We start from the raw sequence: 17,884 nt of genomic DNA, 5'->3' as shown, positions 1-17,884 counted from the left end.
CCCTGCCTCGTCAGCGTTTGACTGACTACCTATGAAGTATCATAGGATTTTTTTATAAAAACTCGAATTAACAGGTACGTTTTGTCTTGTTTAGTTTTCAAAGATCATGTTCAAAATGGAGCGGGTGATGAGAATCGAACTCACGACATCAGCTTGGAAGGCTGAGGTTTTACCACTAAACTACACCCGCGTGGTTTGTATTGGCGCGCCCGAGAGGAGTCGAACCCCTAACCTTTTGATCCGTAGTCAAACGCTCTATCCAATTGAGCTACGGGCGCTTAATCAGGCGACTTAATTATCTTAACATATCGTTTTTATTAAGTCAACATCTTTTTGAAATTTGTTTGCCGCATCCGTGTGAACATCTGTGTTTCAAATACGTCATCAGCGACGAATAAAAATATACCATGGATCACATAAAAGGGTCAATACATTTTTCTAAAAAAGTTTCATGTTTTTTAAAAATTGATTTTTTCTTAGATCAATAGACATGTAATAGCCCTATTTTCTTCTCTTTCTTCATAATTCCAATGATTCTTAAATAAAATCTTTCTAAATACAAAGGAGGACAAAACATGGCCACATAGAATTTTTATTTATTGGAAAATTCTTAATATTTTTCCAAGCATTTAAAGGAGGTAGGAGATGATGAAAAAGTTTATCGCTTTTCAGATCATGATCGCTTTGGTGATAGGAGCTCTTATCGGCCATTTCTTCCCTGACTTCGGAATGGCTCTGCGGCCAATTGGAGATGGATTCATCAGGCTGATTAAAATGATCGTTGTTCCAATCGTTTTCTCTACCATTGTTATTGGTGCAGCCGGCAGCGGCGGCATGAAGAAAATGGGCAGCCTTGGATTAAAGACGATCATTTGGTTTGAGGTCATCACAACCATCGTTCTTGGGATCGGGCTATTATTGGCAAATGGTCTAAAGCCTGGCGTTGGTCTCGATTTCTCTAAATTAGCTAAGAAAGATATTGGGGAATTAGATGGTTATACTGAGAAGGTCGTTGACTTTAAACAAATGGTATTAGATATCATTCCAACCAATATCGTCGATGTTATGGCTCAGAATGATTTACTTGCTGTTATTTTCTTCGCCATATTATTTGGTGTAGCGGCAAGCGGTATCGGTAAAGCATCTGCTCCTGTTCTCACCTTCTTTGAATCAGTGGCACAAATCATGTTTAAGCTCACACAGATGGTGATGGTAACAGCACCTATTGGGGTTCTTGCATTAATGGCTGCTTCTGTCGGCCAATATGGCATTGTTTTATTAATCCCAATGATGAAGCTTGTCGGGACTGTTTTTTTAGGATTATTCATTATTCTCTTTGCTTTATTCCCTCTGGTCGCACTGATCTTCCGTTTTAACTACTTCGAAGTATTAAAAATGATTTGGGATTTGTTCCTTGTTGCCTTCTCTACTACGAGTACTGAAACTGTCCTTCCTCAATTGATGGAACGAATGGAGAAATACGGGTGTCCAAAAAGAATCGTTTCCTTCGTGATTCCATCAGGTCTTTCACTCAATTGTGATGGATCAAGTTTATATTTATCAGTTGCCTGCGTATTCCTTGCACAAGCGTTTGGTGTCGACATGAGTCTGTCACAGCAGCTTTTAATGATGCTTGTTCTTGTGTTAACGAGTAAAGGGATTGCAGCTGTGCCATCCGGTTCACTCGTTGTTCTTTTGGCAACCGCTCATGCAGTCGGTCTTCCAGCAGAAGGCGTTGCCATTATAGCCGGTGTTGACCGAATTATGGATATGGCACGAACAGGCGTGAATGTTCCAGGGCATGCCGTTGCTTGTATTGTCGTATCTAAATGGGAAAAAGTATTCCGTGAGTCAGCTTGGGAAGTTCCAAAAGCAGGTGAAGAAACAAAAGGGATGTAATGTTATATGAAGGAAAGGGGTCGCCCTTTCCTTTTTTATGCTAAAAACGTTTGCTTTAGTACGGCTTTTCCTTGAGGATGCAGCTGCACTTCTGCATATGCCCCATTAATCAGCGTCATTTGCGGCGGGACATGTCCACAATCTATATCGTAAAAAATGGGGATTTGTAGTTCCTTTTGTAATTCTTCATATACATCCTGATACTGATATCCTTCAACAGGCACATCTACTGCACTTCGCCCAAACAACATACCTGAACAGTGATCAAACCACCCTGCTAGTTTTAATTGAACAAGCGATCTCTTCACACTTGCAGCATTTAATTCGCAGTTTTCGAAATACCAAAGAATTGGTTCATCTTTTATGAATGTTTTCTGAAAAGTTTTGACGTCCCCATAAGGTGTCCCTGCTAAATGACGTATGACATCAATGCAACCACCCAGCAGTCTTCCCTTTACTATTTTTTCTTGTTGATCAACCGTATGCCATGCGGTAGGTTCTGTTAAATGAAAAACATGTTTAATCGGATCGTCACGCTGCCATTCCTTTTGATACATAGTTGAAGAAAATTGGCTTATGTCCATTTCCCCTTTTGTTGAAAGCACTTCTTCCCACATGACAGTCGTTTGGTCAAGTTCTTCTCCTTGAAGATCTACTAGGTTCGGTCCATGCGCTGTGGCAATGCCTGTTTTCAATGTCAACGCCAGCAAAAGTACACTCGTATCTGAGTAACCAAGAATCCACTTTTTCTGCATCGATGAGAAATCGAGGTGCTCTAACACTTCCATAAGCAACTGTCCTCCCCATGGCGGGATGATGTGATCAATCTCATCACATGTCATCATGTACTGAAGTTCGTTTGCTCGTTCTATCGCAGGGGCAGATTTTGCCTTTGTCTGCTGCCAGACCGTCTCTCCACATATGACATCATAGCCTCTATTTATCATTCGTTCACATGAAAGCTTAAACATATCATGTAAAGTTGGCTGTACACCTGAGGAAGGTGCAGTGACGCCAATTGTTTGTCCTTTTTGCAAATGCGGAAATTGTATCACTCTGCTTCCCTCCAATCTCTATCTCTCTTACCCTATCCATTTTAGAGAAAATGCCCCTTTTATAAGGGACATTTCTTTTTATTCTTTTTGGCGCAGTACAGTATAGACTCCTGCAAAGATACATAGAATCCCAATGAATGAGCGTATCCCCATCTCTTCACCTAAAAGCAGCCAGCCAAGAGATGCCCCTACGATCGGTTGAAAGAAGAAGAACAAACCGCCGCTCGAGGCATCCATCAATTGAAGCCCTCTATTCCACAAAAAGAATGCAAGAGCTGTTGAGATGATGCCTAGATAGAGAATACCGCCCCAAATCTCCGGTCTTGCCATCTGCTCCACATCTAGGTGAGGTAAACGAAATAAAACAGGTGGTGTTAAGACAATGAATGCAATGATGATCGCATATGTGGTCGTCACGACTTGAGGGTACTTTCCTGGAACCCGTTTAAGCAACACAGACATAAGCGCCCATGTAAAAGCAGCGATGACGAGTGAGAGACCGCCTATAAATTCATCTGTTTGAACTGCGACTGGTCCAATCATGAGCCATACACCTGCTGTAGCAAGCAGGATGGATGCGCATTTTCTAACAGTCATGGCTTCTTTTAATAGAAAGAACGCAAAAAGCACCATAAAAGCAGGGGTCGCAGATGTAATCACAGCCCCCATTTGTGCAGATGTATACATGGTGCCGATTTCTTGGGTCACAATTGATAGGAAATTTCCGATCAATCCGATCATTACAACAAGCGGGATATCTTTTTTATCTAATCGAAAGGAATAGCCCAAGCGCCATATGGTGCACACAAGCACAATTCCTGCTACAGCATATCTCATCCATACAAGTTCAAGCGGCGGAACCACCGCTACAGTTACTTTGACAACAACGTACATGCCGCCCCAAATACTTGCAGCGATTGCTAGGTAAAGGGCGCCTATATATTTTTCATTCATCTTTTCCCCTCCGTTACTGGATATATTGATCGCCATATCCACAAACGGAGATCACTCTCCGTTATGGACGGAGGGTGTTTGGTACATCATGTTCAAATAAAGGCTTCCATTGCATTGTCGTCACCTCATTTGTTTTTATTTTCAGACTACTTTATAACAAATTCTGGTTGACTTCAATCCTTTTTTTCACCATTTTTCTTCATATAATAGAAGATAAACGGGTCTTGACATGCTGAATTCGTTTTCATATAGTAATTAAAACTATAGATCGTCATGCAGAGAAGGAGTAGAGGTCGTTGGATATTGAAGCAAGGAAACATATTCCCAGCACGGAACACGAACCATTTCTCGAGGGAATAAAAGATTGTGTGCCAACCCTGCTTGGTTATATGAGTATCGGGTTTGCCTTTGGAATTGTTGGAATTAGTGCACAGTTGAGCTTATGGGACATTGCACTTCTAGCAATCTTTATTTATGCTGGTGCTTCACAGTTTATTATCTGTGCACTGCTTGTCACGGGAAGTCCCCTTTCCGCTATTATTCTCACTACATTTATTGTGAATCTGCGTCATTTATTACTCAGCCTGACGCTGGCTCCTCATTTTACACGCTACTCTTTAAAACAAAATATCGGATTCGGTCTCTTGCTGACTGATGAATCCTTTGGCGTAGCCATGAATAAATTAGCTCAGCATGGAAAGCTGAATAACCGGTGGATGCACGGACTGAACATAACGGCTTATTTATGCTGGATTGCAGCCTGCATACTTGGCGGCATTTTTGGACACTGGATTTCAAATCCTGAAGCACTTGGTCTTGATTTCGCTTTATCAGCGATGTTTGCTGCACTGCTAGTCCTTTCGTTACAGACAGTTCCCAAAAATAAGTTAACTCATCGCCTGTCACTTGTTTTGTATATGTTCATTGCCATGTTTGTTCTGCTTCATTTCGTTCCTTCACACGTGGCTGTTCTGTTAGCCACCATGATTGTCGCAACCATTGGGGTGGTGACAGATAAATGATTAGCAGCTTTATGTTATGGCTCATTGTTGGTTGTATGATCGTCACCATCATTCCAAGAGTCGTACCCTTTATATTTGTACGAAGTATTCAGCTGCCTGAAGTGGTGCTGAAATGGTTATCGTTTATTCCTATTTGTATCTTTACAGCTTTGATTGCAGAGCATCTCTTCATCCATACAACAACAGGCACAGGCGTCACTATCCATTGGATGTATCTTGCTGTCTTGACTCCCACTGTACTCATCGCTGTTTGGACAAAAAGCTTATCACTTACTGTTCTTGTCGGCGTTATGCTGATGGGCACTGCTAGATGGTTTTTCTAAAAGAAAAAGCTTAACCACATGTGGTTAAGCTTTGTTTCATTTGACGATTCCGTATACAAATCCATCATAACCTTTTTCACCAACAGTTTGAATTGCTGTTGCCTCTATTCTCGGTTCTTGTTTGAGTAAATCAAAAAATTCACGAGTTCCTTGCACTCGTTCATCCCCACTAGAGTCATGAACGACTGCTCCATTTCTGACGACATTGTCCGCAATAATGACTGTTCCCTTTTTTGAGAAATCTAACGCCCACTTTAAATATTTCGGATTGTTTGGTTTATCTGCGTCAATGAAAATCAAATCGAATGGAAGCTCAGCCCTCTCTTTTAACTGAGATAACGTATCTAATGCCTTTCCTTGCAAAATGCTCACTCGTTCCGATAAGCCCGCTCTGCTGATGTTTTGCTGTGCGATCTGTACATGATGGCTGTCAGCCTCTAATGTGATGAGTTCTCCATCCTCTTCAAGAGCACGCGCAAGCCAAATAGTACTGTATCCACCAAGTGTCCCGATTTCTAAAATGCGCTTTGCATTCTTCGTTTTTGCTAATAAATAAAGCATTTTCCCTTGGGCTGGTGACACATCAATTGCTGGCAGACCTGCTTGCTTATTATGAGTAAGGGCTTGCTCCAATACGTCATCTTTAGGAATCAACTTGTCTTTAATATACTCGTCAACTTTCTCCCACACGTGCTCCATTTCATCCATCTCCCTTGATCATGTCTTCTATCTCAAGTCTACATGATGATCGTGAGAGCGTATAATCAATTCTTTTCACACATCTATTCATTTTTTTGATGAAAGACATGCGATGATGAATACATGAAGCAACGCACTGGTTTCAAATCTACTGGTTCAGCTTATTTTTGACATCGCCTTTTTTATCTTGAAGCTTTCCTTTTGCTTGATCCTTTTTCCCTTCTGCTTTCAGGTTTTGATGATCCGTTGCTTCCCCAAGCTTTTCCTTGACTTGACCTTTGACTTGATTTGTTTTTCCTTTCGCTTTATCCATATGTCCTTTTTCTTCACTCATTTGTTCCACCTCCAGGTTTGATACTATTCATTTAGCCTTTTTGAAAGATACAAAACATCTGAGTGTGCGATGTACACGTTTCAGGTATGATAGACATACTGGAAAGAAGGGTGGGTGTTCATCAATGATCATCTCTGAAAAGATATTCACAGTTCGTGGGCTGACCTATCATATTCGATCCGCTTCAATGGCCGATGCCAAACAGTTATCAGCTCTCAGACTGAAAATCGATGGTGAAACAGAATATTTAGACCGTGAACCAGGCGAAGCCTTTCTTGATGAAAAAGCATTTGAGGCTTTGATTCAAGAGGATACCAAGCAAAGCCGGCATTTATTTTTGGTCGCTGCTATTGAAGGAAAGATTGTCGGTTTTTCAAGATGCGAGGGCCATTCACTCAAGCGCTCTGCTCACAAAGTGACATTTGGCGTCGCCATCCAGAAAGATGCTTGGGGCTATTACATTGGGAAAGAGCTTTTAGCCGCTTCAATTGACTGGGCAGATCAGCAGGACATTCAGAAGATGTCTCTTCATGTGCTTGAAACGAACAAAAAAGCCATCCGGTTATATGAGAACCATGGCTTTTTGATTGAAGGTGTATTAAAAAACGATAAACGGCTGAGTGACGGATTATATTATGATACTGTTGTGATGGGCAGGCAGCGGCCAAGTTCCTGACCGCTTACATCACATAGCCCCATATCATCGAAATCGCACTGTATATCAGAAGCATCCCCATCACATACTGGAACGGTCTTTCATAAGCAGTCAAAAAGCGCTTATACAAAGAGCCAAATAAGCTCCAGCTGAATGTACCGAGAAAGCCAATAAGTGCGAGAATCAGCGTCCATATGACATACTGTATATTAGATTGTCCATATGGCAAAACAAATGTTGAAATCACAGTCAATCCATACAAGATCGCTTTTGGGTTGATAAATTGCAGTAGCATACCAGGGATAAAATGATTGTAGCGATCAAGTGTTTCGTCATCATCGCCTTTACTTTTCATGATTTTGACCGCTAAATAAATCATGTATGCGGCTCCGATGAACGCCATGACCCAGCCTATTTTCGGCATCACTTGATAAAGAATGATATTAAAGAAGCAGCTCAAACACAAAATAACGAGAAATCCGATACCCACACCTAAACAAAATCGAAATGTTTGCTTGACCCCATATTTATTCGTAAAGACCATGGCCATGATGTTGTTTGGCCCTGGGGTAAAGCTGCTAACAAAAGCATAGATCAACATAGATACAATCAAGATGCCGCCTCCCTTATACGTTATTTAGACTTTAATTACTTTATTGCGTATATTACGTTTTATTGTAACGTTCGGTCTTTATAAAGTAAATAGAGAAAGGAGCTTTTTTCATGGAAGACGTACAATCGATTATTTCTAAAAATGTGAGGCTTCTTAGAGATCAAAAAAAATTAAGCCTCGAAAAGATGGCAGAATTAACTGGTGTCAGCAAGACGATGATTGGACAAATTGAAAGAGGAGAATCAACCCCTACCATCACGACTTTGTGGAAAATCGCCAACGGATTAAAAGTATCTTTTAGTGAGCTCATTTACGCACCACAGCCTGAAATCAAGGTGGTACGCAAGGAGGATGCGCAGGTTTTAACTGAGGACGACGGCCGTTATCGTGTGTACACGACTTTTCCTTTCGATGACCGGGGGAAATTTGAAATGTACCGAGTAGAAATTGATCGAGGCGGGTCGCTGCGTGCGAGTGAACACATTGGAGGAACAGAGGAATTGATCACTGTTTTTGAGGGAGTCCTTGATTTATCCATTGGTGATGAACAATACACCTTAAAAGCCGGAGACTCTATTCGTTTTAAAGCGGACCGGACGCACACGTATAAACAATCCGGAGAACAAATGGTACGGATGCAAATGATTCTTTATTATCCTCAAGAAAAAAGCTGACAGGCTTGTCCACCTGTCAGCTTTGTGTTTTATTTAATTAAATCCCGGATCGCGTACCACTGTGCCAGTAAATGTGACACTATATTTTCCTAATCCTAATTCTTTAATAGAGGTTTGTTCTAAAATACCGACCCAGCCATCCTCTGCATATACAATACTATCTGGGATGTTTGATGTCGTATATGTTCTTGTTACTGAAACAGTTCGACTGGCCTGAGCCGTTATTTCACTGTTTGTTTGCTCCTTTGCTTCCACTGGAGCAGTTGTGACCCCAGCACCCGTTAAGACAATTGCTCCAACCAAAACAGAAGATATGACCTTTTTCATAAAAAAATCCCTCCCTTTTTTGTTGAACGTATAAACTATACCATAATTTAGAACTTTTGTAAGTTTATTTTTTCATTTTTTGAAAATTATGATATCATTGTCTTATACTGGATAGAGTGTGTTACATACTTCTATGCTTTTATCCTCATCTCAACCTAGTGAAACAATTGTGAACGGAGGTGATTTCATGAAAAAATGGCTCATCTGTTTTCAACTTGTTTTCCTCTTCACCTTGGCGATCACACCAATTGCTTCTGCTGCCAAATGCCCTACAGTAAAACCATGTATCACTGATCCTTAAGCATAAGAAAAGGCCGATCAAGCCTATTCACTTGATCGGCCTTTTTATTTATTTTTGCTCTGCTTCCCAGCGGGCAACCTCTTCTCTTACTTTAGGAGCCACTTCTTTTCCAAATAGCTCAATGGCTTTTAGCACTTGATCATGCGGCATTGAACCAACCGGTACATGAAGCATAAAACGTGTGATGCCTACATTTTTTCTAAGATGAATGACTTTCTCTGCCACGGTATCTGGATCTCCTACATACAGCGCACCTTCTAAAGTTCTCGCTGCGTCAAACGTAGAACGAGTATAAGGTCCCCAGCCTCGCTCTCTCGCTAATGTGTTCATCACATGCTGTGTGGATGGGAAAAATTGATCTGCTGCCAGCTCTGTTTCTGCCGCAACAAATCCATGAGAATGTGATGCTACAGTTAATTTTTCAGGGTCATGCCCAGCGTGCACTGCCGCTTGCTTGTACAGCTGAACGAGCGGTGCGAACTGTCTTGGACTTCCGCCAATGATGGCAAGTACAAGCGGTAATCCTAATAATCCAGCACGTACGACGGATTCACGGTTTCCTCCACTGCCGATCCAGATCGGAAGCGGATCTTGAACAGGTCTTGGGTATACCCCAACATCCTGAATGGCTGGGCGATGCTTGCCGCTCCATGTAACACGCTCTGACTGCTGCAACTTCAACAGCAAATCAAGCTTTTCTTCAAATAATTCTTCATAGTCATCAAGGTCATAGCCAAAGAGCGGGAATGATTCAATAAATGAACCACGGCCTGCCATAATTTCTGCACGTCCGTTTGATAGTCCATCTAGCGTTGCAAAATCCTGAAATACACGTACAGGATCTGCTGATGAAAGGACTGTCACTGCACTTGTCAGACGAATATTTTTTGTTTGTGTTGCTGCAGCCGCTAAGACGACAGCTGGATTCGATGCGGCGAAATCCTCACGGTGATGCTCACCTACGCCAAATACATCGAGACCGACTTGATCTGCTAAAATAATTTCTTCTACTACTTCTCGAATACGCTGTGCATGACTGACTGTTTTTCCTGTTTGAAAATCAGGTGTTGTTTCGACAAATGTACTAATTCCTAGTTCCATGATTGGAACCCCCTATCTTATAAATATGTCACAAATTCAGAAACTGGCTTTCTATAACCTCTCGCTTGTCTGCTCTCTACTTTTTCTTTTCCAAGTGTAATCATTAACACAGGAACCAAATCTGATTGAATGTTTAATACCTTTTTCATTGCTTCGGGATCAAAACCGATCATCGGGCAAGTATCCCAGCCTTTATTTTTAGCGGCAAGCATGAACAGCATGGCAGATAAGGAAGCATTGCGGATCGCCTCTTCCTTCTGGAAATCTGCCCCTCTCTGCTCATAAAAGCTCATGGTCTCTCTGACCATTTCTTCATATTGCTGCGTATTTAAAATGCCTAGCATTTTCAGGCCTTCATATATATCCCCTGCGTGCTCATAAGCGTTTGGATCTCCAAGTACGATGACCGCTGCTGAAGCAGAGTGCACTTTATATTGTCCAAATGCCGCTTCTCTTACTTGTTCTTTCAGCTCTTCTGTTTGGACAACAACATATTGAGTGTGCTGTAAGTTAAAAGCAGATGGTGCGAGCTTGACCTCTTCAAATATGCTGTTAAGCTCTTCTCTCGAAATTGAGATATTTGGCAAAAAATTTGATGCGGATCGTCTTTCACGTACCAATGTATCAAAGCTGAGTGTCATCTTGTTTCCCCTTTTCGCGAAGTTGTTTTGCACCTAAACCGATTTTTTTTAGTAATTCAATGAGCTGCTCTTTTTCTTCTTTTTCAATAAAGGATAGATTTTGCGAAATGACCTCTGTGTGTTTAGGGAAAATGTCGTCAAACAATTGCTTCCCTTTTTCCGTAAGCTGTACATGGAATACCCGCTTATCTGAAGGCGCACATTGCCTTTTCACCAGTTCTTGTTTTTCTAGTTTGTTCAAGACATATGTCATGCTGCCACTTGGGATTGACAAGATGTCGCTGATTTTTTGAACAGGCTGAGGTCCTTTACTGTAGAGCAATTCAAGGATCTGAAAGTTTTCAAATCCGATATCATAACGTTCAATGTCTTTTTGGATATTTGTAAAAAGGGCTTGATAGGCTTTCATCCATATGCGGAATAGCCTTAAATCTAATTCATGATCATGCTGCACCATGGCAACTACTCCTTTTTCAAGAAATCCTAAAACTAGGATAAATTTATCCTAACACTAGGATATTTTCTTGTCAATGAGTTTGTTTCATGAAAAAAAGACCACCTTGGTTCAGTGGTCCTCTTCTTTTAAGGTGAAATGCATTTCAGCAATTTGTTTATATTGATGTACTTCCTGTAATGAAAACTTGGATTCCAGATCCGCTGGCGAAAAGAGAGGAATTCCTCTTCCAATGATGACAGGTACGATTTGAAGAAAAAGCTCATCCACCAATCTTTCTTTTATGAAAGATTGAAGCAGTCCCCCGCCGCCGACAATCCAAATATTCCGGCCTGTTTCATTCTTTAATTTTTTCACAAATGATAAGACATCTTCGCGAATGATATGGGTTCCTTCCAGACTGTCTTGTAACGTACGTGACATGATATAACATGTCTTTCCCTCATAAGGAAACTCATCTGGTGACAGCTGAAGAACTTGTTCATATGTATTGCGCCCCATGATCAGTGTATCGACTGACGCATAAAAGGTGTCGTAGCTCGTTTCATCTTCGCCCTCTGTCCCTATTAGCCAATCGAGCCGGTGATCCTCTCTCGCTAAATATCCATCGATACTCATCGCCCCATAAAAAAGCAGTTTCCTTTTCTCACTCAATCCCACCACTCCCTTACTTCAAATAAGAACATATATTCTATTTTATCAAAAAGGAAAGACAAAGGCTACATAACTTTCTCCCTTTTTACGATTCCTGTTCCACCTTGACGAGAAGCTCGTATAATTTATGCGCGAGCTTGCCGGCATCAATGGTCATTTCTTCATGAATCCATTCCTCTAGCACCCCCACGACACCAGACACGACAAAAGAGGCCTCTATTTGTTCATTCTCTGTAATAGGACGCTGATCAAGCTGCCACTCTTTCATGATTTTTTCTTTGAAAAAGGCTTTGAATTGATTGGTCGTTGGGCCATTTGGTTTTACAAATAACGTCAACATATATTGATTCTCTTTCAAGTATTCAGTCGTTTTGTTTAAAAAGGAAAGCATATCAAGAGGATCCTGACTTGGAAAGGTTTCATCATATAATCCCCCGAGCTGATCGAATAGTTCTTTCTCAAGCTGTTCATATAAATCAAACACATCTTGATAGTGCAAATAAAAGGTTCCCCTGCCTAAATCCGCTTTCCTTGATAGCTCTGATACCGTAATCTGCTGGACTTCCTTTTCCTTTAACAGCTCAAGGAAGCTTTCCCGAATGGCTCTTTTTGTTTTGATTGTTCGTCTGTCCTTCATGAAATCCCCTCCGTTTTTGAACAATCAGGCGTTAACTGTCTAATTATGAACAGGTTATCATCCATTGCCGATGTTCGATCTCTTTACTTCTTATTATAATCAACACATGTTCAATAATATATATCTGTTCAAAAAAGGAGGCCATCATATGCTTCATTTCAGACTTGCCAGAGAGGATGAACTGCCTCAAGTTGCAGAGTTGTTAGATGATTCGTTTCAGGACTATTCATTTTTTGACTTATTATGTGAAAAGGTCTCAAAGCGCTCTGCTTTCGCTCGTCAGCTGCATTTGGTCAATACAAAGGTGTATTTTCAGCATCAAATCTGTTTTGTCGGGGTTGAGAACGAGAAGGTTGTGTCTGCTGCCCTTTTAAAGCATCCGCATCTTCCTGAACCAGGCGTCATGAATTATGTATTGTCAGGTGGGTTAAAGCTGCTCTTCACTGGCGGTATTTCGGCCATTCAGCATGTGTTCCGTGTTTTAAAGGAGGCGAAAAAAGCGTGTTCTTCCTTAAAGCAGCCTTACTGGTATTTAGAAGCACTTGTCGTGGCAAAAAACCAGCAAGGAAAAAAACTCGGAAGCCGCATGTTAAAGCAATGCCTTTTTCCCTTTATCGCCCGGCAAGGCGGCGGGCTGTTCACACTGATTACACACAACGAGGCCAATCGTCATTTCTACCGGAAAAATGGCTGGATGGAGTTTGATGAAAGGGTATTGCGCGGAAAGGAAATATCCTTGGAAAGCTGGAGCTATAAAACCGTGATTAAATAAGGTATCCTCATCAGGTGATGATATAATAGAGTCAGTTCAATCAATGATCATACTTGGAGGAGAGACTGATGATACGACGACTTGATCATATCGTGTTGACTGTACAACATATGGAGGACACCATTCGCTTTTATACAAACGTATTAGGAATGAAGGAAGAAACTTTTGGTGAAGACCGTAAAGCGCTTCGTTTTGGTTTACAGAAGATCAACCTTCATGAAGCTGGTCATGAATTTGAGCCAAAAGCGGCTCATCCTCTTCCTGGATCTCATGATTTGTGCTTTATCACCGATTTAGACATGGACAGTTTGCTGCTGCACCTCCGGAAGCAAGTGATCCCCATTGAAGAGGGGCCGGTCATACGCACCGGTACATTAGGTCCAATTGAATCTGTTTACATCCGTGATCCTGATCTGAATTTAATTGAAATCTCTCGATATATAGAGGAGGGTGATCCGTCATGACTCGTATATTTTTGAGACCGATTGAAGAGCAAGATTATCCTGGTATTCAAAGAGGGTGTCAGCATGCAGAAACACTTCATATGACTGGTACACGAAAAACGTTCACACTAGAAGAAATTCGATCCGCCTATACCCGTTTTTTGCAAGATGACAGCAGACGAGATTTCGCCATTTGTCTGCTGGATACGAAAGAGATGATTGGGGATGCGGCGATTGTGGACATTGATCCAATCAATCATACGGCAAGCTTCCGCATTGCGCTTCACGGGCCGGAGCATTTTCAAAAAGGCTATGGCACTGAAGCTGTTCGGATGGTTCAAGCATTTGCCTTTGACACATTAGAACTCAACCGTCTTGAGCTTGAAGTCTTTTCCCACAATCCAAGGGCCTTTCGAAGCTATGAGAAAGCCGGATTTCAATATGAAGGAAAAAGACGCCAAGCGCTCTATTTCAACGGTACATACTCAGATGTCATCATCATGGGCATCCTTCGTAAAGAATATAAAAACATGATGAATACAGATGCTCCTGCTTAAGAAGGGTCATCTTTTTTAAAAAATTGAATCCCAGTGACGATAATTAAACAAATAATGGAAGAGAGAACGATAGAGACGCTTGATAGACTGAGCGCCATGCCTTCCCATCTACCAATAAAGAGACTGACAATCAATAAAACCAAACCAAATAAAATCAAGCATATAGGGACAATGAACCCCGCATGACGCTGCCGGCTTCTTTTCCCTGCCCACCATGAGAGACACAAAATAACGATTGTAAAAATAGCTGTTTGCAGCCAGAACATATGATATCAACTCCCTTTCTCTTTTTGATCCCATGACAACGGAGGTACTTCAAATGAACATTAGACCCATCGAGCAAAAAGACAATCCGTATATCGCAGCAATTATCCGCCAGTCACTAGAATCAGCGAATCTAGCAATTGAAGGAACAGCCTACACTGACCCCCAGCTTGACCAGCTTTTCGAATATTATCAATCATTGACTCATGCAGCCTATTGGATTGCTGAAGAGCATGGTGAGATTGTGGGTGGTGTAGGGATTGCTCCATTCACAAATGGAGTATGTGAATTACAAAAGCTTTATTTAAGTCCAAAAGCACAAGGAAAAGGTGCGGGCAAAAAACTGATGGATACGGCGCTGGAATATGCCTCTACATACTACGAAGCGTGTTATTTAGAAACCCGCCGAGAATTAACAGCGGCTATAGGCCTTTATCAGCGATACGGCTTTTCTCTTCTTTCAGAACCGCTTGAAGGCTCCGAGCATTCTGCAATGGATGCTTGGTATCTCAAGACCTTCTCATCATGAACCATAAAACAATCGATAGGTTTTGATCCTCCGGAAGCCTAACTTCTCTGCTAGTTTGATTGAAGCTTGGTGATGGACATCGCAATCCCAATGCGGTGTCCTCTTTTTTTCAAGACAGATGCTGAGCATATGCTGAGCTGCCAGCAGCGCCAAACCTTTTCCTCGATAAGTCTCATCTGTCCAAATATCTATCTCTGCACGATCCTTACTTGAAAAAATAGAGACACATTCACTCACCACGTTCTCTCCATCTAAAATGGCAATCCCGATTCCCTTTAAAAGAAAGCGAGCTGTTTCACCCCAATAGACTTCGTAATAGCTGGGAGGAAAAGCCCTGCTTGCAGTCATCACCTGCTCATTTGTCCGCTCTACTCTATAGCCTGGATAAGGCGCAGAGACATGAGAATGTGCCTGTGAATAAACGTACGCATGTCTTTCCATTTCATTCAGATATAACCCAAGACATTTTTTCATCAATGCATCTGTTAATGGGTTTGCTGAAAATATGGTGAATCGGGCATTTTGTCTTTTCTGCCTTTCGTACACATCCACAATGAAGGCTGAACAGCGTAACAGCTCCGCTTCACTCCTTCCTGCCACATAATAAATGCCGCATGAAGCTTCGAGAAAATATACAAGCGGATGCGCTTCATCATCTACATAAAGATGCCCTTGTATGACGCCATCCATGACTGCATCTACAAACACTGGATATGCCGGATCGATCTGCTTAATTCCTTTTTTCATTGATGGTATCTTTTTCCGTTCCAAGAGATGCACGATTTTTCCTCCTTTCCTTCCATTATAAAGAAAAAGCTGCTGACATACAGGACTCTTTTCAGCAAAAGCAATCTTCTGCATCAATGGCGCAATTTAAAAAAAGAGACCTTATTTAAAAGGTCTCTCATTATTCTGCCGTTGCCTCTTCTGTCACTTTTCCCTTCCAAATCAGGGTTAAGCCTAATCCAAGAAATAAGACAACACCTGCGAATAGAAATGGGAAGTGAATATTTTGGTCGAATAAGATGCCGCCAAGTGCCGGCCCGAAAATCGTACCTAGGCTTGTGTAGGTAGAGTTCATTCCTGCGACAAATCCTTGCTGATTGCCAGCGATTTTGGATAAGAAGGTGGTTAATGCTGGACGCAATAAATCAAACGCAAGGAAAATGACACATGTGACAATCAATACAACCAAAAAGCCTGACACAACGGTTGAAACGAAAGCAAGGACAGCCCCGATAATCAGACATAGCTGAATGACTCTTTTTTCTCCTAGGGTATTTACCAGTTTACCAAACACAAGTACTTGGATGATGACTGCCACAATTGAGCTGACGGTAATAATCACGGCTATATCTTTTGGACCAAATCCAAACTTATGATTTGTGAACAAGCTAAAGACTGTTTCATATGCAGATAGTCCAAATGCGAGGACAAATACAATGATAAAGGCAATGAGGTAGCTAGGATGAATCGATTTTTTCAAATCTTTAAAGAAAGTCGATTCTTTCACTTCAATCATTTGCTTCTCTCGCTCTTCTTTTGTTAAAGGCTCCTTCAGCATAAACATAGACGAAATGACGGCAATAAACGCAATCCCTGCTGCAAAGAAGAATGGCAGGCGTACGCCGTATTCTGCAATAAACCCGCCAATTCCCGGGCCAATGATAAAACCAGTACTAATGGCCGCAGAAACATAGCCCATCGCCTTTGATCTTTCTTGAACGGTCGTAATATCTGCGACATACGCAGTGACAGCCGGCATGATAAATGCCGCACTAATTCCGCCTAGAAGCCTTGCAACATACAGAACATACACGTGTGTTCCAAGACCAAAAACGAGTTCCGATAACGCGAAGAGGAACAGCCCAGACACAATCATTATCTTTCTTCCGTAGCGGTCTACCCATCTACCTGCAATCGGTGATGCGATGAGCTGAGCAACGGCAAACGCCGCCACAAGGTATCCCATCGTACTTCCTGTTAGATGCATCACATTCATGAATAGCGGCATGACAGGAATAATGAGACCAATGCCTAAAAACGCAATAAAAATATTACTCAATAAAATAACGAGTACAGCTTTTTGCTCACGAATCGGTTTTTGCATGATGTTTGTTTCCCCTTTACTGACTCACTTGTTACTCATGATGGTTGATTCCGTGAATAAACAATGAGATCGCCTCTTTTTGTAACTCTTTCTTCTGCTCAATGGTGTCATTTTTATATAACACGTCTAATCCATAAAAAACGGAAAGTAATATTTTCACTTTTGACTCCACATGCTGGATCGACCAGCTGCCATCTTCATTTCCCTCAAGTAAGATATCTCTCATCACATCATCAAAATCGACATCAATCTTGTTCAGCCGTTCCATGACTTCGTCTGATGTAAAGGCGCTGGCACAAAATTCCTCACTGGCTCTCATTAATGGGTAGTTAATCCCTATTTGACTGAGCAGCTCTGCAAATCCGGCAAGCTTTTCAATAGCTCGGTTCAGTGTTTTCTTTTCCTCATGCCACGCTTCCATCATCACACGATGATCCTCTTCCATAATATGAAGAAACAAAAACTCTTTTCCTTTGAAATGATGATAGAGATTACCTTTACTCACCTCAGCAGCCTCTAAAATATCGCGCACGGATGTTTCTGAATAACCTTTTTTCGCAAATAAGTCACGAGAAGCGGTGACGATTTTTTGCTTCGTTTTCTCGCTCTTTCCAGCCCCGCTTTGTGTACGTGTCATGTGTCACAATCCCTTTCTACCCTACATTTCTTAATGTGAAAAAATAAAACCGACCAGTTGGTTTATTTTTTTATTATAAATGGATTTTCCTCATAATACAATGAAAATGGCATCGATTCATAAGGCGTAATTCATGTAAAAACAAACAAAACAGTCATCTGCGTTATCACTAAAAAGGACTTATACGCATTTTTCTTCTGCGACCTTTTCATGGCTGCCTTGGCCTACT

Annotated in this window: 24 protein-coding genes and 2 tRNA genes; 9 read left to right on the top strand and 17 right to left on the bottom strand. The window is 41.5% G+C overall.

Annotation, left to right across the window (positions count from 1 at the left end; translation table 11 throughout):
• Positions 1-116: 116 nt before the first annotated feature.
• Positions 117-190: transfer RNA gene (locus OIT90_RS15400), tRNA-Gly, on the bottom strand.
• Positions 191-201: 11 nt separating this feature from the next.
• A tRNA-Arg gene (locus tag OIT90_RS15395) sits at positions 202-278 on the bottom strand.
• A gap of 370 nt (positions 279-648) precedes the next feature.
• Here OIT90_RS15395 and gltP point away from each other — a divergent pair.
• Positions 649-1,899 carry a glutamate-aspartate/proton symporter GltP gene (gene gltP, locus OIT90_RS15390; RefSeq protein WP_024425437.1) on the top strand — a complete coding sequence of 417 codons (1,251 nt, stop codon included), beginning with the start codon at positions 649-651 and terminating at the stop codon, positions 1,897-1,899.
• A 35-nt stretch (positions 1,900-1,934) separates the two neighbouring features.
• Here the strand turns inward: gltP and OIT90_RS15385 are convergent, their stop codons facing one another.
• Together OIT90_RS15385 and OIT90_RS15380 are read right to left on the bottom strand one after the other, a co-directional pair.
• Entirely contained in the window at positions 1,935-2,954 is a 1,020-nt protein-coding gene (locus tag OIT90_RS15385; protein ID WP_474892711.1) for a S66 family peptidase, read from the bottom strand.
• Positions 2,955-3,032: 78 nt separating this feature from the next.
• The gene (locus OIT90_RS15380; protein WP_474892710.1) at positions 3,033-3,908 is read right to left on the bottom strand and encodes a DMT family transporter; all 876 of its coding nucleotides are present in this window, start codon (positions 3,906-3,908) and stop codon (positions 3,033-3,035) included.
• A 296-nt stretch (positions 3,909-4,204) separates the two neighbouring features.
• On the opposite strand from OIT90_RS15380, the gene OIT90_RS15375 reads away from it, so the two are divergent.
• Complete coding sequence (locus OIT90_RS15375) at positions 4,205-4,930, top strand: AzlC family ABC transporter permease (protein WP_474892709.1); 726 nt, start codon at positions 4,205-4,207, stop codon at positions 4,928-4,930.
• Positions 4,927-5,253: an AzlD domain-containing protein gene (locus tag OIT90_RS15370; RefSeq protein WP_039176830.1), complete on the top strand. Its 327-nt coding sequence runs from the start codon at positions 4,927-4,929 to the stop codon at positions 5,251-5,253. The genes OIT90_RS15375 and OIT90_RS15370 overlap by 4 nt, the downstream gene beginning before the upstream one ends.
• 36 nt (positions 5,254-5,289) lie before the next feature.
• Here the strand turns inward: OIT90_RS15370 and OIT90_RS15365 are convergent, their stop codons facing one another.
• Both OIT90_RS15365 and OIT90_RS15360 read right to left on the bottom strand, forming a co-directional pair.
• Positions 5,290-5,952, bottom strand: a complete 663-nt coding sequence (locus OIT90_RS15365; protein WP_461199213.1) for an O-methyltransferase — start codon at positions 5,950-5,952, stop codon at positions 5,290-5,292.
• Between the two features lie 148 nt (positions 5,953-6,100).
• Positions 6,101-6,286: a CsbD family protein gene (locus tag OIT90_RS15360; RefSeq protein ID WP_111289892.1), complete on the bottom strand. Its 186-nt coding sequence runs from the start codon at positions 6,284-6,286 to the stop codon at positions 6,101-6,103.
• Between the two features lie 124 nt (positions 6,287-6,410).
• Between OIT90_RS15360 and OIT90_RS15355 the strand changes: the two genes are divergently transcribed.
• The gene (locus OIT90_RS15355) at positions 6,411-6,962 is read left to right on the top strand and encodes an N-acetyltransferase family protein (RefSeq protein WP_474892708.1); all 552 of its coding nucleotides are present in this window, start codon (positions 6,411-6,413) and stop codon (positions 6,960-6,962) included.
• Between the two features lie 4 nt (positions 6,963-6,966).
• Here the strand turns inward: OIT90_RS15355 and OIT90_RS15350 are convergent, their stop codons facing one another.
• Positions 6,967-7,554 carry a LysE family transporter gene (locus OIT90_RS15350; RefSeq protein ID WP_474892707.1) on the bottom strand — a complete coding sequence of 196 codons (588 nt, stop codon included), beginning with the start codon at positions 7,552-7,554 and terminating at the stop codon, positions 6,967-6,969.
• A gap of 110 nt (positions 7,555-7,664) precedes the next feature.
• Here OIT90_RS15350 and OIT90_RS15345 point away from each other — a divergent pair, with 110 nt between their 5' ends.
• Positions 7,665-8,228, top strand: coding sequence for a helix-turn-helix domain-containing protein (locus OIT90_RS15345; protein WP_039176816.1), 564 nt, complete (start codon positions 7,665-7,667; stop codon positions 8,226-8,228).
• A 33-nt stretch (positions 8,229-8,261) separates the two neighbouring features.
• Here OIT90_RS15345 and OIT90_RS15340 read toward each other — a convergent pair whose 3' ends face one another.
• The 6 genes from OIT90_RS15340 to OIT90_RS15315 all read right to left on the bottom strand — a co-directional run bounded on the left by OIT90_RS15340 (position 8,262) and on the right by OIT90_RS15315 (position 12,343).
• Complete coding sequence (locus OIT90_RS15340; protein WP_474892706.1) at positions 8,262-8,555, bottom strand: hypothetical protein; 294 nt, start codon at positions 8,553-8,555, stop codon at positions 8,262-8,264.
• A gap of 349 nt (positions 8,556-8,904) precedes the next feature.
• Positions 8,905-9,957 (bottom strand): LLM class flavin-dependent oxidoreductase, encoded by a 1,053-nt coding sequence (locus OIT90_RS15335; protein ID WP_111289884.1) that lies wholly within the window; start codon positions 9,955-9,957, stop codon positions 8,905-8,907.
• A 17-nt stretch (positions 9,958-9,974) separates the two neighbouring features.
• Positions 9,975-10,598, bottom strand: a complete 624-nt coding sequence (locus OIT90_RS15330; protein WP_126681971.1) for a nitroreductase family protein — start codon at positions 10,596-10,598, stop codon at positions 9,975-9,977.
• Positions 10,582-11,055: a MarR family winged helix-turn-helix transcriptional regulator gene (locus OIT90_RS15325; RefSeq protein ID WP_474892705.1), complete on the bottom strand. Its 474-nt coding sequence runs from the start codon at positions 11,053-11,055 to the stop codon at positions 10,582-10,584. The genes OIT90_RS15330 and OIT90_RS15325 overlap by 17 nt, the downstream gene beginning before the upstream one ends.
• A gap of 108 nt (positions 11,056-11,163) precedes the next feature.
• Complete coding sequence (locus OIT90_RS15320; protein ID WP_058837410.1) at positions 11,164-11,706, bottom strand: dihydrofolate reductase family protein; 543 nt, start codon at positions 11,704-11,706, stop codon at positions 11,164-11,166.
• 85 nt (positions 11,707-11,791) lie between these two features.
• A complete protein-coding gene (locus tag OIT90_RS15315) occupies positions 11,792-12,343 on the bottom strand; it encodes a TetR/AcrR family transcriptional regulator (protein WP_048240359.1) in 552 nt (183 codons plus the stop codon).
• A 148-nt stretch (positions 12,344-12,491) separates the two neighbouring features.
• Here OIT90_RS15315 and OIT90_RS15310 point away from each other — a divergent pair, with 148 nt between their 5' ends.
• From OIT90_RS15310 to OIT90_RS15300, 3 genes are all read left to right on the top strand, one after another.
• On the top strand, positions 12,492-13,115 hold the full coding sequence (locus OIT90_RS15310; RefSeq protein WP_126681969.1) for a GNAT family N-acetyltransferase: 624 nt from the start codon (positions 12,492-12,494) through the stop codon (positions 13,113-13,115).
• A 68-nt stretch (positions 13,116-13,183) separates the two neighbouring features.
• Positions 13,184-13,579, top strand: coding sequence for a VOC family protein (locus OIT90_RS15305; RefSeq protein ID WP_126681968.1), 396 nt, complete (start codon positions 13,184-13,186; stop codon positions 13,577-13,579).
• Positions 13,576-14,115, top strand: a complete 540-nt coding sequence (locus OIT90_RS15300) for a GNAT family N-acetyltransferase (RefSeq protein WP_327842333.1) — start codon at positions 13,576-13,578, stop codon at positions 14,113-14,115. The genes OIT90_RS15305 and OIT90_RS15300 overlap by 4 nt, the downstream gene beginning before the upstream one ends.
• On the opposite strand, the gene OIT90_RS15295 is transcribed toward OIT90_RS15300, so the two are convergent.
• Positions 14,112-14,381: a YesK-like family protein gene (locus OIT90_RS15295; protein ID WP_039176789.1), complete on the bottom strand. Its 270-nt coding sequence runs from the start codon at positions 14,379-14,381 to the stop codon at positions 14,112-14,114. The genes OIT90_RS15300 and OIT90_RS15295 overlap by 4 nt on opposite strands.
• 53 nt (positions 14,382-14,434) lie before the next feature.
• Here OIT90_RS15295 and OIT90_RS15290 point away from each other — a divergent pair, with 53 nt between their 5' ends.
• Positions 14,435-14,908 (top strand): GNAT family N-acetyltransferase, encoded by a 474-nt coding sequence (locus OIT90_RS15290; protein WP_039176786.1) that lies wholly within the window; start codon positions 14,435-14,437, stop codon positions 14,906-14,908.
• On the opposite strand, the gene OIT90_RS15285 is transcribed toward OIT90_RS15290, so the two are convergent.
• The 3 genes from OIT90_RS15285 to OIT90_RS15275 form a co-directional block, all read right to left on the bottom strand.
• Positions 14,903-15,688: a GNAT family N-acetyltransferase gene (locus OIT90_RS15285; RefSeq protein WP_059376104.1), complete on the bottom strand. Its 786-nt coding sequence runs from the start codon at positions 15,686-15,688 to the stop codon at positions 14,903-14,905. The two genes, OIT90_RS15290 and OIT90_RS15285, sit on opposite strands and share 6 nt — an antisense overlap.
• Before the next feature lie 127 nt (positions 15,689-15,815).
• Positions 15,816-17,018: an MFS transporter gene (locus OIT90_RS15280; protein ID WP_039176781.1), complete on the bottom strand. Its 1,203-nt coding sequence runs from the start codon at positions 17,016-17,018 to the stop codon at positions 15,816-15,818.
• Between the two features lie 31 nt (positions 17,019-17,049).
• On the bottom strand, positions 17,050-17,655 hold the full coding sequence (locus OIT90_RS15275) for a TetR/AcrR family transcriptional regulator (RefSeq protein WP_474892704.1): 606 nt from the start codon (positions 17,653-17,655) through the stop codon (positions 17,050-17,052).
• Positions 17,656-17,884 lie beyond the last annotated feature (229 nt).

It is taken from the genome of Bacillus sp. ABR (assembly GCF_056172715.1).
The sequence above is the reverse complement of the archived record's forward strand: the minus strand, read 5'-3'. Positions and strand labels throughout refer to the sequence as shown.

Bases quoted from the DNA above. Each gene is read 5' to 3' on its own strand.
- gltP (WP_024425437.1), top strand. From the start codon at position 649: ATGAAAAAGTTTATCGCTTTTCAGATCATGATCGCTTTGGTGATAGGA.
- OIT90_RS15380 (WP_474892710.1), bottom strand. From the start codon at position 3,908: ATGAATGAAAAATATATAGGCGCCCTTTACCTAGCAATCGCTGCAAGT.
- OIT90_RS15370 (WP_039176830.1), top strand. From the start codon at position 4,927: ATGATTAGCAGCTTTATGTTATGGCTCATTGTTGGTTGTATGATCGTC.
- OIT90_RS15365 (WP_461199213.1), bottom strand. From the start codon at position 5,952: ATGGAGCACGTGTGGGAGAAAGTTGACGAGTATATTAAAGACAAGTTG.
- OIT90_RS15360 (WP_111289892.1), bottom strand. From the start codon at position 6,286: ATGAGTGAAGAAAAAGGACATATGGATAAAGCGAAAGGAAAAACAAAT.
- OIT90_RS15355 (WP_474892708.1), top strand. From the start codon at position 6,411: ATGATCATCTCTGAAAAGATATTCACAGTTCGTGGGCTGACCTATCAT.
- OIT90_RS15345 (WP_039176816.1), top strand. From the start codon at position 7,665: ATGGAAGACGTACAATCGATTATTTCTAAAAATGTGAGGCTTCTTAGA.
- OIT90_RS15340 (WP_474892706.1), bottom strand. From the start codon at position 8,555: ATGAAAAAGGTCATATCTTCTGTTTTGGTTGGAGCAATTGTCTTAACG.
- OIT90_RS15335 (WP_111289884.1), bottom strand. From the start codon at position 9,957: ATGGAACTAGGAATTAGTACATTTGTCGAAACAACACCTGATTTTCAA.
- OIT90_RS15330 (WP_126681971.1), bottom strand. From the start codon at position 10,598: ATGACACTCAGCTTTGATACATTGGTACGTGAAAGACGATCCGCATCA.
- OIT90_RS15325 (WP_474892705.1), bottom strand. From the start codon at position 11,055: ATGGTGCAGCATGATCATGAATTAGATTTAAGGCTATTCCGCATATGG.
- OIT90_RS15315 (WP_048240359.1), bottom strand. From the start codon at position 12,343: ATGAAGGACAGACGAACAATCAAAACAAAAAGAGCCATTCGGGAAAGC.
- OIT90_RS15310 (WP_126681969.1), top strand. From the start codon at position 12,492: ATGCTTCATTTCAGACTTGCCAGAGAGGATGAACTGCCTCAAGTTGCA.
- OIT90_RS15305 (WP_126681968.1), top strand. From the start codon at position 13,184: ATGATACGACGACTTGATCATATCGTGTTGACTGTACAACATATGGAG.
- OIT90_RS15300 (WP_327842333.1), top strand. From the start codon at position 13,576: ATGACTCGTATATTTTTGAGACCGATTGAAGAGCAAGATTATCCTGGT.
- OIT90_RS15295 (WP_039176789.1), bottom strand. From the start codon at position 14,381: ATGTTCTGGCTGCAAACAGCTATTTTTACAATCGTTATTTTGTGTCTC.
- OIT90_RS15290 (WP_039176786.1), top strand. From the start codon at position 14,435: ATGAACATTAGACCCATCGAGCAAAAAGACAATCCGTATATCGCAGCA.
- OIT90_RS15280 (WP_039176781.1), bottom strand. From the start codon at position 17,018: ATGCAAAAACCGATTCGTGAGCAAAAAGCTGTACTCGTTATTTTATTG.
- OIT90_RS15275 (WP_474892704.1), bottom strand. From the start codon at position 17,655: ATGACACGTACACAAAGCGGGGCTGGAAAGAGCGAGAAAACGAAGCAA.